Here is a 15,009-nt window from a genome sequence, read left to right as displayed (position 1 = left end):
CATGCGTCGGTCACTCGAACTCGGAGATGATGCCCTCGAGCTTGTCGCTCGTGTCCTTCACCAGCGAGGAGACGTCTCCACCCGTGTTCTGGCTGATGTTCACCGAGAGGGTGTCGAGCTCGGCCTCGACGTCGGTCGCACCGCCGGGCAGCCCGGGCAGTCGGATGTAGGCATCCTTCACGAACGGCGTCAGCGTGGCGATGACCGGGTTGCCGGCCATCTCCTCCGCGGTCACGTCGTTGCGGTTGGGCGGGTAGTTCGCATCCACCGCCCAGGTGACCTGCGAGTCGTGCGAGTTGAAGTACGCGAGGAAGGCCTCCGAGCCGGCTTTGGTCTTCTCGTCGTCCGCGCCCTGGGACGTGAGCCACCAGTAGTTCGCCGCCGCAGGCGTCGCAACACGCTCCGACCCTGCCGGGGCGTTGCACACGCCCAGCTCGACGCCGGCGGCCTCCGCACCCGAGACGATCCAGGGACCGATCCAGGTCATGGCGGCCTTCTTGCCCGTGAACAGTGCGACCGCATCGGCGAGCCCGATGTTGGTGGGCATGGCACCCTTCGCGTAGGCCGAACGCAGCCACTCGAGGGTCTTCACGTTCTCGGGGGTGTCGAGCACGACGCCCTTGTCGGCGTCGTAGACATCTCCGCCACCGGCTTCGAGGAACGCCGGCAGCATGGCGATCTGCTTGTCACTGATCGAGAGGCCGTACACGTCGGGAGTGCCGCCGCCCGAGCCCTTGACCGTGAGCTTCTCCGCCAGGGCGAGCATGTCATCCCACGTCGTAGGGCACTCGGTCACGCCGGCGTCGGCCCACATCTGCTTGTTGTACCAGATCGAGTACGGTGCGTATCCCATCGGGACGCCGTAGTACTCTCCGTCGACCTGCGTGTAGTCGACGACGTGCTGGTCGTAGGTGTCGGTCTGGTTGTCGGGGTTGTCGTAGAAGTCCTGCAGTGAGACGAACGCGCCCTGACGGATGTAGCCGGTTGCGGCCACCACCTCCTGCGTGACGAGGTCAGGACCGTTTCCGGCCTTCAGCGCGGGCAGCAGCTTGTCGCTGATGACGTTCCACGGGTTCACCTCGATCTCGACCTTGTAGTCGGACTGCGATGCGTTGAACTCGTCCGCGATCGTCTTCACGACGTCACCGTCTGCCTCGGTGAAGCCGTGCCAGACGGTCACTGTGGTGGGGCCGGCGGAGTCCGCGGAGTCGGAGGACGAGCATCCGGTGAGAGCAATGGCGGCGACGGCGGCGATGCCGACCCCGGCCAGGATCTTCGACTTCATTGGCTGTGCTTTCTCTCGTGGGTGGTGCGACCAGTTGGCGATGGGTGCTCCACGGAGTTCGCTCTCCGTCGAGCTATTTTACAACGTTGTAAGTAAACGTTGTAGAGATGATGCCGCATGACGGGCGGCGATGTCAAGAGGGCCCCGGGCGCTATCCAGGGCGGCTGGTCAGGATGCCACCGGCGCCGACTCGCGGGCGGCGATCCGGTAGGCGGCGAGGTGCTGAGCCACCGTCTCGGGAGCGTTCCCCGCGATGCGAGCCTGGAGCGTCGAGACCGCAGTCCGGGCGATCCAGTCGCGCCCGGGATCGACGGTGGTCAGCGAGGGGATCGAGTACTGCGCCTCGTCGAGATCGTCGAACCCCACGACAGCCACGTCGTCGGGCACGCGCACTCCCGCTTCCTGCAGCATCCGCATCGCGCCCAGCGCCAGGGTGTCGTTGAGGCCGAAGACCGCATCAAACGGCACCCCGCGATCGAGCAGCTCGCGCATGGTCCGAGCACCGTTGGCACGATGCCACAGCGTGGTGTAACCGATGATCCGCTCGTCGAACTCGATACCGGCCGCCTCGAGCGCCTCGCGGTAACCACGCAGGCGCAGGCCGGCCGAACCGATCACCTCGCCCTGGTGGGCGCCGACCACGGCGATGCGGCGCCGACCCTGCGCGATCAGGAACTCCGTCGCCGCACGCGCGGCTTCGACGTTGCGCATCGTCACGTGGTCGGCGGGGCCGTCGAAGATGCGCTCACCGAGGACGACGAGCGGGTACGGCACCCGCAATGCGTCGACGTCTTCCTGCCCCATACCCAGCGGGCTGAAGATGAGACCGTCGGTGGACTGGCGGCGCGGGCTGCGCAGCAAGTCGAGCTCGCGGTTTCGATCGCCGCCGGTCTGCTCGATCGTCACGACGAGTCCCACTCCCTCGGCCGCAGCGATCACCTCCGCCGCCAGCTCGGCGAAGTAGGCGAGCCCCAAGTCGGGGACAGCGAGTGTGATGACACCGCTGCGTCCCGAGCGCAGATTGCGGGCGGTGAGGTTCGGCGTGTAGCCGAGCTCGGCGATCGCCTGCTCGACCTTGTCGCGCGTTGCCGGCCGGATATGGGGGTAGTCGTTGATGACGTTCGACACCGTCTTGATCGACACGCCCGCCAGGCGGGCCACGTCGTGCAGCGTCGCAGCCATGCTCTCCCCTTCGTGCGCCCACTCTACAACGTTGCACAGCGGCGTCTTCGTCGGGGAAACCTATCAGACCCGTCATCCCCAGCCTGCCACCCCGGCTACCGCATCGCTCTCGCCCCGGCCCGTTCCAGCGCACGGACGCACGCCCGCCTCGGCCTCGACGGCTCACTCGGGCCCCGGGACGACCATCCGTCGGACCGACCGGGCGATCACCACCCCATCAGCCCCTTGGGTGCCCACCAGCCCCACCGTTCCGACGGATGGTGACCCGCCGCGCCCTCCCCGCCACGCCCGGCCGAGCCGGACGGTCGAACGCCGAGCTCGGGGCATCGACCCGCCTCGGGGGCGCCAGGCCGACCATCCGTCGGACCGACCCGGCGTTCACCGCCCCACCAGCCCCTCGAGTGGCCACCAGCCCCACCGCTCCGACGGATGGTGAGCCGCCGCGCCGTCCCCGCGCCGTCCCCGCCACGCCCGGCCGAGCGGGACGGTCGGGCGCCGACCTCGGGGCGCCGACCCGCCTCGGGACGCCGCGCCGACCATCCGTCGGACCGACCGGGCGATCACCGCCCCATCAGCTCCTCGCGTGGCCACCAGCCCCACCGCTCCGACGGATGGTGACGGCCGCGAACGAATGGCCCCTGGAGCTCGGCTGCGGGCCCTCGACCTCCTGAAGCCCAGAGGCCCGAAGCCCAGCCCTCGACCGCAGCCCCGCCCCCGAACCACGGGGCCGCGGGGTCAGATGACCTCGGCCGACCAGTCGTCGAGGTTGCCGAAGCGGTGCGCGGTGATGGTGACCGCCTGCTCGTGCAGGAAGGGCAGCAGCTCGATGCGCCCCGCGGTGGTGACCTCGTTCGCGTAGACGGCGAGGTCGGGGTCGCCGCCGGTCGCCGCGGCGATGCGGGCGCGCACCTGCGCGACGGCATCGGCACCGCCGACGAGGCGCACGCGCGCCGGGCGGCCGGTGGCGGCGGGGTCGAGCGGGTCGGCGGGGCGGGTGAGGCGCTGCATCCACTGGTCGTCGTCGTCGAGGTAGACCGGCACGTCGAGCCCGGCGAGGGCGTGACGGACGGATGCCGGGATGCCGACGGGCGTGCTCAATGTCATCGCCGCGCCCGCGCGGACGCCGGCCACGACCACCCGCAGCACCGCGCTCCACGCCGCGTCGGCGGTGGCGCGGATCGCGACGGGCACCGGCCGGTAGCGGAACAGGTTCCGCTCGACCTTCAGCTGCGACACGTCGCGCACGCGGCCGAACTCGCGGTCCCAGGCGATCGCGTCGGAGAGGGCGCCGCGGCGCAGCCACTCGAAGGCCTCGTAGTCCAGCGACGGCTGGGCGGCCTCGATCACCGACGTGATGCGGGTGTCGAGACCGCGCAGGTGCAGGGTCGCCGACGGGGCGGCGCCCGTGGTTGGCCGCCAGGTGCCCAGGCCGATCAGGTAGTTGGGGCCGCCGGCCTTGGTGCCGGGCCCGACGGCCGAGCGCTTCCAGCCGCCGAACGGCTGCCGCTGCACGATGGCGCCGGTGATGCCGCGGTTGACGTAGAGGTTGCCGGCCTCGACCCGGTCGAGCCAGAGCGCGAGGTCGTCGGGGCTCTGCGTGTAGAGCCCTGCGGTCAGGCCGTAGGCGACCTGGTTCTGCAGTTCGATGGCGTGCGAGAGCGAGTGCGCGTGCATCACGCCCAGCACCGGCCCGAAGAACTCCTCCAGGTGGGTGCGCGAGCCCGGCTGCACCCCGACGCGGATGCCGGGACTCCACAGCCGCCCGGCGTATTCGGGCGCGGTCTGCTGCGGCGCCGGCTCGACGAGCCACTGCTCGCCCTCGTCGAGGGTGGTCAGCGCCCACTGCAGCTTGCCGCGCGGCGCCTCGATGACGGGACCGACCTCGCTGAGCGGGTCGGACGGCAGCCCGACGCGCAGCGACCGGGCGGCGTCGACGAGCTGCCGGCGGAAGCGCTCCGAGCGGGCGACGGGTCCGACGAGGATCGCCAGCGACGCAGCCGAGCACTTCTGCCCGGCGTGCCCGAAGGCGCTGCGCACGAGATCGGATGCCGCGAGGTCGAGGTCGGCGGAGGGCATGACGATCATGGCGTTCTTGCCGCTGGTCTCGGCCAGCAGAGGCAGGTCGGGGCGCCACGAGCGGAACAGGGCGGCGGTGTCCCACGCGCCGGTGAGGATGACGCGGTCGACGTCCGGGTGGGCGACCAGCCGCTGCCCGAGCGCGCCTTCGTCGAGGTCGACGAGGGCGAGCAGGTCGCGCGGCACCCCGGCCTCCCACAGCGCCTCCGCGACGACGGCGGCGCAGCGGCGGGCCTGCGGTGCGGGCTTGAAGACGACGCCCGAACCGGCGGCCAGAGCGGCCAGCACTCCACCGGCGGGGATCGCGATGGGGAAGTTCCACGGCGGGGTGACGAGGGTGAGCCGGGCCGGCACGAACACGGCGCCGCTGACGCGGTCGAGCTCACGGGCGGTGGCGGCGTAGTAGCCGGCGAAGTCGACGGCCTCGCTCACCTCGACGTCGGCCTCGGCGAAGACCTTGCCAGTCTCGGAGGCGGCGACCTCGATCAGCTCGCCGCGGCGGGCTTCGAGGGCGGCCGCGGCGGCCTGCAGCACGCTCGATCGTTCGGCAGCGGGGCGCGCGCCCCATGCGGCGGCGGCGGCGCGCACGCGGGCGACGGCGGCTTCGAGGGCGTCAGCGTCGTCGATACGGGCGGCGGCAATGGTCGCCTCGCCGGCGGCCGAGGTCTCCACCCGGCCGAGGATGCCGCGGGCCCAGGCCCGGTTGGCCGGGAGCGCCGGGTCGGAATCGGGCGTGTTCTCGAAGCCGGGGGCGCCGTAGGCGCGTTCGGCGGACTCGTGGGAGGAGAAGACCGCGGTCTCGACGATCTCGGCGCCGCCGAACATCTGCCCCTGCACGCCGGGAGCCAGCGGCTGGGTCTCTTCGGGCTCGGCCGCCGCCGACCGGGCGATGCCGAGCACCGCCTGGGTGAGTGCGTCATCGTCGTCGGCGGGGCCGCGGGTGCGGCGGGGCGCCGGGGCCTCGGGAGGGAGGCCGCGGTCCTGCGTGCGGCGGGGCCCGTCGGGCAGGGCGGGGTCGGCGGCCCGCTCCACCGACGCGACGAACCGGTCCCGCTCCCGCTCGAACATGGCGGGGTCGGTGGCGAGGTCGAACGCGGCGGAGAGGAAGTTGTCGCTCGACGCGTTCTCTTCGAGGCGGCGCACGAGGTAGCTGATGGCGACGTCGAACTCGTCGGGGCGCACGACCGGCACGTACAGCAGCACGGGGCCGACGTCGCGGGCGACGGCTTCGACCTGGCCCTGCGCCATGCCGAGCAGCATCTCGAACTCGATGTCGTCGCGCACGCCCCGCTCCCCCGCCAGCAGCCAGGCGTGGGCGATGTCGAAGAGGTTGTGGCCGGCAACGCCGATGCGCACGGCGGCGGTGTTGCGGGGGTCGAGCGCGTCGTCGAGGCAGCGCAGGTAGCCGGCATCCGAGTCGAGCTTGGAGGCGTGGGTGGCGAGCGCCCAGCCGTGCATCACGGCATCCACCCGCTCCATGGCGAGGTTCGCGCCCTTCACGAGCCGCACCTTGATGCGCGCGCCCCCGGCGGCCACGCGCTGCCGCGCCCACGCGGTGAGCTCGCGCAGCGCGGGGCGCGCGTCGGGCAGGTAGGCCTGCAGCACGATGCCGGCCTCGAGGCCCGCCAGCCGCGGGTCTTCGAGGATGCGGGTGAACACCGCGATCGTCAGATCGAGGTCGCGGTACTCCTCCATGTCGAGGTTGATGAAGGTCGCGTCGCCGGATGCCGTCAGGTACAGCGGCAGCAGCCGTTCGACGACGGCGTCGACGACCTCGTCGAAGGCCCACATCGAGATGTGGCTGGCGATGGCCGACACCTTCACCGACACGTAGTCGACGTCGGGGCGGCGGATGAGGTCGTGGATGCCGTCGAGTCGGCGCAGCGCCTCGTGCTCGCCGAGCACCGCCTCACCCAGCAGGTTGAGGTTCAGGCGCGCGCCCGAGGCGCGCAGCTTCTCGATCGCCGGACCGAGCTTGTCGTCGCGGGCGTCGACGACCAGGTGCCCCACCATCTCGCGCAGCACGCGCCGCGCGATGGGCACGGTCGGGGTGGGGAGCACGGGGGCCACGGCGCCGCCGGTGCGCACGGCGCCGCGCAGGTACCAGGGCAGGAAGCCCGGCACGAGGGGGGCGACGCGCTGCAGGTTGGCCGCGGCGGCGGCCAGGCTCTCGGGGCGCATGACGCCGTCGACGAACCCGATCGTGAACGGCAGACCGTTCGGGTCTTTCAGCACGCCCGCCAGGCGTGCGGCGGCGGGGTCGACCTCGACGGAGGCCGAGGCGGTCACCCAGCGCTGCGCGAGGTCGATCGCCTGCGCGGCCAGGTCGGAGCGCGGCGCTTGTGGCGCCGCGGGAGCGGTGTCCGGCATGCGCCCAGCCTACGTCTGCGCCGCCCGCGCGGCCGGGCGCCGCACCGGGGTCCGGCACCCCTCACCGGCCCGCGCCGATCCGCGTCGGCGCGCCGGTCAGTCCCAGGTGCTGGGGGCCTCGGCGCGGGTCGAGGGCAGGGCCGCGCCGGCGGCCCAGGCGGGGATCCACTCCGGCAGCGGCGGCAGGTCGTCGGGGCGGCCCAGCGCGGCGAACAGTTCGTCGGTGTTGACGACGCCGCCGCCCTTGCGCAGGAACCGCGCGCGCACGATCATCTCGGCGTACACCTCGCCCTTCACCACGGCGCGGTGGATCTGGTAGACCGCCTTGTCGTCGTGCCCGTACAGGCGCGACTCGACGGTGAAGCGCTGCCAGAGCTGCAGCGACTTGCGGAAGGTGACCGTCTCGCTGGCCACCACCGCATACCAGTCGTGGGCGTTCATGGCATCCCACAGTCCGGTGCGGATGAGCAGGTCGAACCGGCCGAGGTCGAACAGCGACGCGTAGCGGCCGTTGTTCATGTGCATCAGCAGGTCGATGTCGGTGGGCAGGGTGCGCAGCCGCAGGCGGCCCACCGAGTGCGGCGGGATGGGGCCACGACGGCGCAGCAGCACCTTCGCGCGCCAGATCGTCAGCAGGGTCCGCCACCACACGTTCACGAGCGGCGATGCTAGCGCCTCCGGAGGGGGCGGGGGCAAACCCGTTGTCGACACCCTCCAGGCCGCCCGTCGCCCGCGATTTCGCGAAAACCGGGCCCGGACGTAGAGTCTGGCCATGGAAGCCGAACTGCAGACCGACATCGTCGTCCGTCCCGTTCGCGATGTGGATGCCGAGGCTCTCGGCCGGGTGCATGCGACGTGCTGGCACGAGACCTACGACCACCTCATCAGCAAGGCCGCGCTCGAGAAGGTCTCGCCTCGCCGACTGGCGGAGCTGTGGACCCACTGGGCCTCTCAGGGACCTGATTTCCGCATGTTCGCCGCGCTCGTCGGCGGCGAGATCGTCGGATTCGTCGGGTCGGGGCCGGCGCGCGACAAGGACGCCCCCACCCTGCGGGAGCTCTACTTCATCTACCTGCTCGATGCCCACCACGGCACCGGCATCGGCCAGAAGCTGTTCGACGCGGCGATCGAGCCCGACGAGCCCACCTACCTGTGGGTCGCCGAGGACAACCCCCGCGCGCACCGCTTCTACGCCCGCAACGGCTTCACCCTCGACGGCGCGACGCACACCGAGCCGTTCCTCGGCGAGACGCTGACCGAAGTGCGCTTCGTCCGCTGACGCGGACGGTGCCGCCCGTCAGCGACCGCTGACGGTGCCGAACAGCCGTGCGATCGGCGCGATGACCATGGGGCGCGCGGCGATCCAGGCGCCGGCCATCACCGCGAGCGACAGCACGAACATCCAGAAGCCGAGCCAGTTGTCGGCGTAGGCGGTGGGGTCGGTGGAGCCCTGCGCGGCGTACATGTGGCCGAGGTTGCGCAGCGCCCCGGTCGAGAGCACCAGCGCCACGTGCACGATGATGAACGCGACGAAGTAGAGCATCACCGGGAAGTGCACCTTGCGCGCCCAGTCGATCGGGTAGAGCGTGTTGAGCTTCGTGTTGCCCCGCGGCCAGACACCCGACATGCGGATGCCGGTGAGGAAGGCCAGCGGGGCGGCGACGAACACCGTCGCGAAGTAGGCGAGCTGCTGCAGCGAGTTGTAGTTGACCCAGCCGTTCTCGGTGGGCCAGTCCAGCGACACGTACTGGAGGGCGGCCGACAGCGCGTTGGGGAAGACCTCCCAGCTGGTCGGCACGATCCGCATCCACTGCCCGGTGACGAACAGCAGCACGACGAACACGACGCCGTTGACGATCCAGAGCACATCGAGCGCCTGGTGGAACCAGATGGTGAGGCTCGTCTTGCCCTTCTTGTCGCGGCGCGGCGTCCAGAAGACGGCGGGCCGTTTCTCGGTGCGGATCGTGAGGCCGGTCTTGATGATCAGCAGCATGAAGAACCCGTTGAGGAAGTGCTGCCAGCCGAGCCAGGCGGGGATGCCGACGGGGGCGCCCTCGGGGAGGTGGTATTCGCCGGGGTAGGCGGCGAGGAAGTCCTGCAGCGCCGGCATGCTCAGCAGCGCCCGTACGAACAGCACCGCGAGGGCCGCGGCCACGAGCAGGCCACCGCCGCCGATGACGACGACACCGGCCCACTGCGCCCGGGTGAACGGCCCGAGGCGGCGCGGCGCGGGCGCGGCCGGCGGGCGGTGGAAGGCCGCGCGCCCCGGCCACACCGTGCGGGGCACGGTGAGGGGTGCGCGCACCACCGGCGCGGGCGTGCGGGCGGGGGCGGGTGCGGGCGCGACGGGCGCCGCGGCGGCGGGAGCGGGGGTCTCCGCGGCGGCCGGGGTCGGCACGGAAGCGGGAGTCTCGGCGGCGGGGGCGTCCTCGGCGGATGCGGCGACCGCGGCGCGCGCGGTGCCGGCGGGCGGCCAGGGCTCGCCGCCCGTGGTGCGCGGCAGGCCGCGGCGCAGGCTCGCGCCACCGGCATCCGCGACGGCGGACGCGGCCGCGGCGGTCACGGCGGCGGGGGCGTCCACGACGGGGGTTGCGGCGGCGGGGGCCGCGGCTGCGGCAGGGGCAACGGTGTCGAGCGTCAAGGCAGCCGGGGCTGACGCCACGGCCGCGACGGCGGCGGTGGCCGATGCCGGCGGCCAGGGCTCTCCGCCGGGCGTGCGCGGCAGTCCTCGGCGCAGCGTCACGGATGCGGCGGTGGGCGCGGCCGGCGCGGCGGCCGGTTCGACGTCGGCGACCGGGGGCGATGAGACCACCGCGGCGCTCTCCGCGGCGACGGGCGTCGCGGTGACCTCGGCGACGGGCCTCGCCGCGCCAGCGACGGGCGCGGCGGGGGCCTCGGCGACCGACGTGGCCGCATCGACGACGGGCGCGGCGACCGCATCACCGGCGGCCTCGCCGGCGGGAGGCCAGGCCTCTCCCCCGGCGGCGCGGGGAAGTCCCCGGCGCAGCGCGCGCCCGTACGTGGCCATCACGCCTTCTTCGCCTCGAGGGCGGCGATCAGCTGCGGAACGACCTGGAACACGTCACCCACGATGCCGAAGTCGGCGATGTCGAAGATGGGGGCATCGCCGTCCTTATTGATCGCGACGATGGTCTTGGCGGTCTGCATGCCCGCCTTATGCTGGATCGCGCCCGAGATGCCCAGGGCGACATACAGCTGCGGCGAGACCGAGACGCCGGTCTGCCCGACCTGGTGCGCGTAGGGGATGTACCCGGCGTCGACAGCCGCGCGGGAGGCGCCCACGGCGGCGCCGAGGGCGTCGGCCAGCTGCTCGACGAGCACGAACTTCTCCTGCGAGCCGAGTCCGCGGCCGCCGGCGACCACACGGCCGGCGCCGCGCAGCTCGGGCCGCGACGACTCGACGACGGCGGCGTCGAACGAGGCGATGGTCGCCGCGGCGACGCCGGAGGGTGCGGCGGCGAGGGGCGTGACCTCGGGGGCGGCCACCGCGTCGGCGCGCGCGTCGACGGCGCCCTGACGCACGGTGGCCACCAGCGGCCCGAAGGTGGGCGCCGAGGTCGAGGTGAACGCGCCGCCGTAGACGGAGTGCTGGGCCACGACCCCGTCGTCGTCGCGTGCGATGCCCACGGCGTCGACCGACAGGGCCGCCGAGGTGCGCACGGCGAAGCGCCCGGCCACGTCGCGGCCCTCGATCGAGTTCGACACCAGCACCGCGTCGGGCTGCACGAGCGCCGCGGCCTCGGCGAGCGCATCGACCAGCGGCACGGTGAGTGCGGTGTCGGCCCCGTTCAGACCGGCGGTCAGCACGGCGGCGGCGCCCAGATCGCCGGCGGCGGCGGCGAGCGCGGGCAGCGCATCGTCACCGGCGACGACGAGGGCGACGGGGGTGCCCACCTGCGCGGCGGCGCCCAGCAGGGCGGCCGACGACGAGGCGAGCTCACCGGCGGGGGTCACATCGAGCAGCACGAGGATCGAATCGGCGGCGAACGTCATGTCGGTGCTCCTCAGGCCAGTCGGTTCTCGATGAGGTACGCCGCGAGCTTCTCGCCGGCGTCCCCCTCGTCGGTGATCTTCACGCCCGCACCACGCGGCGGCTTGGCCGCCACGGCGGTGAGGATCGTCTGCGGGGCGGCGGCGGGGTCGATGTCGACGCCGAGCTCGGCGAGGGAGACGACCTCGAGCGGCTTCTTCTTGGCCGCCATGATCCCCTTGAAGTTGGGGAAGCGGGCATCGGGCAGAGCCTCGGTGATCGAGATGACCGCGGGCAGCGCCGCCGAGACCTGGGCGGTCCCGGCATCCGAGGCACGCGTGCCCGAGACGGTGTCGTCGGCGATCGTGACGGCCGACAGCGCGGTGGCCTGCGGCACACCGAGGTGCTCGGCGATCATGGCCGGCAGCACCCCGCCCGAGCCGTCGGTGGACAGGTTGCCGGTGATCACCAGGTCGAACCCGACGCGCTGCACGGCGGCGGCGAGCACCTTCGCGGTCACGCCGAGGTCGGCACCGGCCAGAGCCTCGTCGACGACCTGCACGGCCGAGGCCGCACCCATCGCGAGCCCCTTCCGCACCGACGCCTGGGCGGCTTCGGGGGCCATCGACACGACGACGACCTCGGTGCCCGCGTGCGCGTCGGCGTACGAGAGCGCCACTTCCAGCGCCCGCTCTCCGATCTCGTCGAGCACCCGCTCCGACGAGTCACGCTCCGCGAGCCCGGTCTCCAGGTTCAGCGTGCGGTCGCCATAGGTGTCCGGGACTTCTTTGACCAGCACCACGATCTTCATAGGGGGATCCTCCGTCCACCGAGTCTATGCATCCGGGCACGCACTCCGCCGCCGCGGGGCGCGATCACGGCAGCCGCTCCGCGGCAGCGTCGAGCAACCGGGGCACGCCGTCTTCGAGCGTCGGCCCGAACGTGTCGCCGGGGCGCTCCCCCGCCCGCCACCGCGTGTACAGGGCCTCGCAGAACACCGCGGCCTTCCACAGCGCCAGCGCCTCGTACCAGCCGAGCGCCGACAGGTCGAGATCGTGCCGGGCGGCATAGCGCTCCACGAGCGCGTGGGTGTCGGGGAAGTGGGCGCCGCGGGTGACGGTGGTCAGCTCCAGCGGCGTCTCGCGCATGCCGGGGCGCGCATAGGTCGCCGTGAAGTAGCCGAGGTCGGCGAGCGGGTCGCCGAGGGTCGCCATCTCCCAGTCGAGGATCGCAGCAACGCGGGGCGGCGCGGCCGGGCCGTACATGAGATTGCCGATGCGGTAGTCGCCGTGCACGACGCTGTGACGCTGGGTCAGCGGCATCCGGTTCTCGAGGCGGGTGGCGAGCTCGGCCACCAGCGGCAGGTCGCGGCGCGTGTTGGCGCTCCACAGTCCCGCGAAGCGCCGCACCTGTCGCTGCAGGTAGCCGCCCGGCCGCCCGAGGTCGGCCAGCGGTGCGGATGCCACGTCGACGGCGTGCAGGTCGGCGAGGGCGTCGACGGCGGCCTCGGCCAGGGGCGCGTGCTGCGCCGGGTCGGCGAAGACGGCCGGCAGCTCGTCGGTGACGACGACCCCGTCGACGCGCTCCATGACGTAGAAGGGCACCCCGAGCACACTGTCGTCGTCGCAGACGGCGACGATCTCGGGCACCGGCTGCCCGGCGGCGGCCAGCAGCCGCTGCACGCGCGCCTCGCGCACCATGTCGTGCGTCGACGGCGGCAGCGGCGGGCGCGGCCCGCGGCGCAGCACGAGGTCGCGCCCGTCGAGGCGCACCGCGTAGGTGACGTTGGACTGCCCCTCGCCGATCCGCTCCCACGACAGCTCCCCGGTGCCGAGCCCCTGGCCGGCGAGGTAGGCCGCGATGCGGTCGACCACCAGCAGCGGTGCCGCGCCCGGCGCGGCGTCGGCCGCCGTGGCCACCACCTCGACGCCGTCGGGCTCGCTGATCATGCCGCCCCGCCCGCGCCGCCGTGGTCGCCGCCGGCGCGCGCGCCACCGTCGCCACCGCCACCGCCACCGTGGCCGGGTCCCCCGGCATCCGCGCGGGTCACCAGATCGCGCCGGGGCTCGCCGGCGGCCACCTCGCGCGCCCGCGCCCGGGCCGCGCGGCGGGCGATCGCCCAGCGGTGGGTCTCGCTCGACCCGTCGTAGATGCGGAACGGGCGCACCTCGTTGAGGTACTGGATGAGCGGCAGCCCCGAGCTCACACCGTCGCCGCCGCACAGCTGCACGGCGCGGTCGATCACGCGGTACACGGCCTCGGAGCAGTGCACCTTGGCGATCGACGACAGCGCAGCGCCGGCGCGACCCCCGTCGGTGTCGTCGTCGAGCGCGCGGGCGGCTGCGTCGATGACGGCGTCCGAGGTGGCGATGTCGATCGCGCTGTCGGCGATGAGCGCCTGCGCGAGCCCCAACTCGGACAGCTGCGCGCCGAACAGGCTGCGGGCGCCCGCCCGGTCGAGACTGATGTCGAAGGCGCGGCGGGCCAGTCCCAGCCAGCGCATGCAGTGGGTGAGGCGGGCGGGACCCAGCCGCACCTGCGCGTAGCGGAAGCCCTCGCCGGGGGCGCCGAGCACATCGGCATCCGGCACGAACACCCCCTCGAAGCGCACGTGCGGGTGGCCGCCCGCGATCGCGGCCTCGATGGTGCCGATGGCGGGGCCGATGCGGATGCCGTCGGCCGTCAGCGGCGTGAGCAGCATGGTCGCCCCGGCGGGGTGGTCGCCGGCGGCCTCGGTGCGGGCCATGACGATGGCGAACCCGGCGCCCTCGGCGCCCGAGATGAAGCGCTTCTCGCCGTCGATCACCCAGCCGCCGGCCACGCGCCGCGCCGTGGTGGTGAGGGCGTCCGGATCGGAGCCGGCGCCCGGGTGGGGCTCGGTCATCGCGAACGCCGAGCGCACGTCGCCGGCGACGAGCGGGCGCAGGTAGCGCTCGCGCTGGTCGTCGGAGGCGACGATCTCGAGCAGGCGCATGTTGCCCTCGTCGGGCGCCATGATGTTGAGCACCGCGGGGCCGATGGGCGAGTAGCCCGCCTCTTGGAACACCGGCGACCAGTCGCGCAGCGACAGGCCCAGCCCGCCGTAGGCACGCGGGGCGTGCGGGGCGAACACGCCGGCCTCGCGCGCCGCCGCGCGCAGCCGGGCCAGCTCGGCGTCGCCCAGGGTCTGCCCCCAGCCCGGCTCGGCGGGCACCACCGCCTCGCGGATGAACGCGCGCGTGCGCGCGACGAGGTCGCTCATGCCGTGCCTCCCGCCTGGAGCAGCCCGCCGTCGAGGGTGAGCACCTGGCCGGTGATCCACGACGCCGCCGGCGAAGCGAGGAAGGCCACCGCCTCGGCCACGTCGGCGGGTTGCCCGAGCCGCCCCATCGGGTAGGTGGCGCTCACCTCGTCTTCCCGCTCCTCGTAGAGCGCGCGGGCGAACCGGGTCTTCACGACCGCCGGCGCGACGGCGTTCACGCGCACCCGCGGGGCGAGCTCGACGGCGAGGCTGCGCGTCAGATGGCTGACGGCGGCCTTGCTCACCCCGTACCAGGCGATGCCGGGCGAGGGCACGTCGCCGGTGACCGACGACACGTCGACGACGGCGGCGTGGTCGTGGTCGCCGAGGCCGGCCGCCAGCGCCGCCTGCGTCCACGCGAGGGTGCCCACGACGTTCACCTCGAGGATCTTCCGCGCCGCCTCCAGGTCGAGGTCGGCCAGCGGCCCGAAGACGGGATTGATGCCGGCGTTGTTGACCAGCACGTCGATGCGCCCGTAGGTGCGCTCGATCGCGGCGAACACCTCGCTGCGGTGGGCGGGGTCGTCGGCGCCGCCGGCGAGGCCGATCGCCCGGCCCTCCGGCAGCTGCGCGATGGCCTCGGCCAGCGGTGCGGCGCGGCGCGCCGTGAGGCACACCGAGGCGCCTCCGGCGATGAGGCGCTCGGCGATGGCGAGCCCGATGCCGCGGCTGGCTCCGGTGACCAGGGCCACCCGCCCGCGGAACGGCTCGCCGGCACCGGGGGTGGACGTCGCGGCATCCGTCATGGCATCTCCTTCGATGGTCGGATTCTCTAATCCTGATTAAACAAGCGCCGAAACGCAACCTGAGAAAACCGGCATTGCA

Annotated in this window: 11 protein-coding genes; 1 reads left to right on the top strand and 10 read right to left on the bottom strand. The window is 73.2% G+C overall.

The genetic code is table 11. The annotated features are described in order from the left end of the window. Nucleotides 1-10 precede the first annotated feature (10 nt). The 4 genes from N3K63_RS05565 to N3K63_RS05550 all read right to left on the bottom strand — a co-directional run bounded on the left by N3K63_RS05565 (nt 11) and on the right by N3K63_RS05550 (nt 7,570). Nucleotides 11-1,285 (bottom strand): extracellular solute-binding protein, encoded by a 1,275-nt coding sequence (locus N3K63_RS05565; RefSeq protein ID WP_261578994.1) that lies wholly within the window; start codon nt 1,283-1,285, stop codon nt 11-13. Between the two features lie 168 nt (nt 1,286-1,453). Next, nucleotides 1,454-2,467: a LacI family DNA-binding transcriptional regulator gene (locus N3K63_RS05560; protein WP_261578993.1), complete on the bottom strand. Its 1,014-nt coding sequence runs from the start codon at nt 2,465-2,467 to the stop codon at nt 1,454-1,456. A 735-nt stretch (nt 2,468-3,202) separates the two neighbouring features. Then, on the bottom strand, nt 3,203-6,913 hold the full coding sequence (locus N3K63_RS05555) for a bifunctional proline dehydrogenase/L-glutamate gamma-semialdehyde dehydrogenase (RefSeq protein WP_261578992.1): 3,711 nt from the start codon (nt 6,911-6,913) through the stop codon (nt 3,203-3,205). Nucleotides 6,914-7,009: 96 nt separating this feature from the next. Further along, the gene (locus N3K63_RS05550) at nt 7,010-7,570 is read right to left on the bottom strand and encodes an acyl-CoA thioesterase (protein ID WP_261578991.1); all 561 of its coding nucleotides are present in this window, start codon (nt 7,568-7,570) and stop codon (nt 7,010-7,012) included. Nucleotides 7,571-7,685: 115 nt separating this feature from the next. Between N3K63_RS05550 and N3K63_RS05545 the strand changes: the two genes are divergently transcribed. Beyond that, a complete protein-coding gene (locus N3K63_RS05545) occupies nt 7,686-8,192 on the top strand; it encodes a GNAT family N-acetyltransferase (protein WP_261578990.1) in 507 nt (168 codons plus the stop codon). A gap of 18 nt (nt 8,193-8,210) precedes the next feature. Here the strand turns inward: N3K63_RS05545 and N3K63_RS05540 are convergent, their stop codons facing one another. The 6 genes from N3K63_RS05540 to N3K63_RS05515 all read right to left on the bottom strand — a co-directional run bounded on the left by N3K63_RS05540 (nt 8,211) and on the right by N3K63_RS05515 (nt 14,930). Continuing rightward, complete coding sequence (locus N3K63_RS05540; RefSeq protein WP_261578989.1) at nt 8,211-9,941, bottom strand: cytochrome b/b6 domain-containing protein; 1,731 nt, start codon at nt 9,939-9,941, stop codon at nt 8,211-8,213. Beyond that, nucleotides 9,941-10,927, bottom strand: coding sequence for an electron transfer flavoprotein subunit alpha/FixB family protein (locus tag N3K63_RS05535; protein WP_261578988.1), 987 nt, complete (start codon nt 10,925-10,927; stop codon nt 9,941-9,943). The genes N3K63_RS05540 and N3K63_RS05535 overlap by 1 nt, the downstream gene beginning before the upstream one ends. Before the next feature lie 11 nt (nt 10,928-10,938). After that, nucleotides 10,939-11,715 carry an electron transfer flavoprotein subunit beta/FixA family protein gene (locus N3K63_RS05530; protein WP_261578987.1) on the bottom strand — a complete coding sequence of 259 codons (777 nt, stop codon included), beginning with the start codon at nt 11,713-11,715 and terminating at the stop codon, nt 10,939-10,941. Between the two features lie 64 nt (nt 11,716-11,779). After that, nucleotides 11,780-12,853 carry a phosphotransferase family protein gene (locus N3K63_RS05525; protein WP_261578986.1) on the bottom strand — a complete coding sequence of 358 codons (1,074 nt, stop codon included), beginning with the start codon at nt 12,851-12,853 and terminating at the stop codon, nt 11,780-11,782. Continuing rightward, nucleotides 12,850-14,145, bottom strand: a complete 1,296-nt coding sequence (locus N3K63_RS05520; RefSeq protein ID WP_261578985.1) for an acyl-CoA dehydrogenase family protein — start codon at nt 14,143-14,145, stop codon at nt 12,850-12,852. The genes N3K63_RS05525 and N3K63_RS05520 overlap by 4 nt, the downstream gene beginning before the upstream one ends. Further along, the gene (locus N3K63_RS05515; protein ID WP_261578984.1) at nt 14,142-14,930 is read right to left on the bottom strand and encodes an SDR family oxidoreductase; all 789 of its coding nucleotides are present in this window, start codon (nt 14,928-14,930) and stop codon (nt 14,142-14,144) included. The genes N3K63_RS05520 and N3K63_RS05515 overlap by 4 nt, the downstream gene beginning before the upstream one ends. Nucleotides 14,931-15,009: the final 79 nt, after the last annotated feature.

The sequence above is a fragment of the Microbacterium festucae genome (assembly GCF_025421715.1).
Taxonomy (GTDB): domain Bacteria; phylum Actinomycetota; class Actinomycetes; order Actinomycetales; family Microbacteriaceae; genus Microbacterium; species Microbacterium festucae.
Note: the sequence above shows the minus strand (reverse complement) of the source record. Positions and strands in the feature narration are given on the sequence as shown.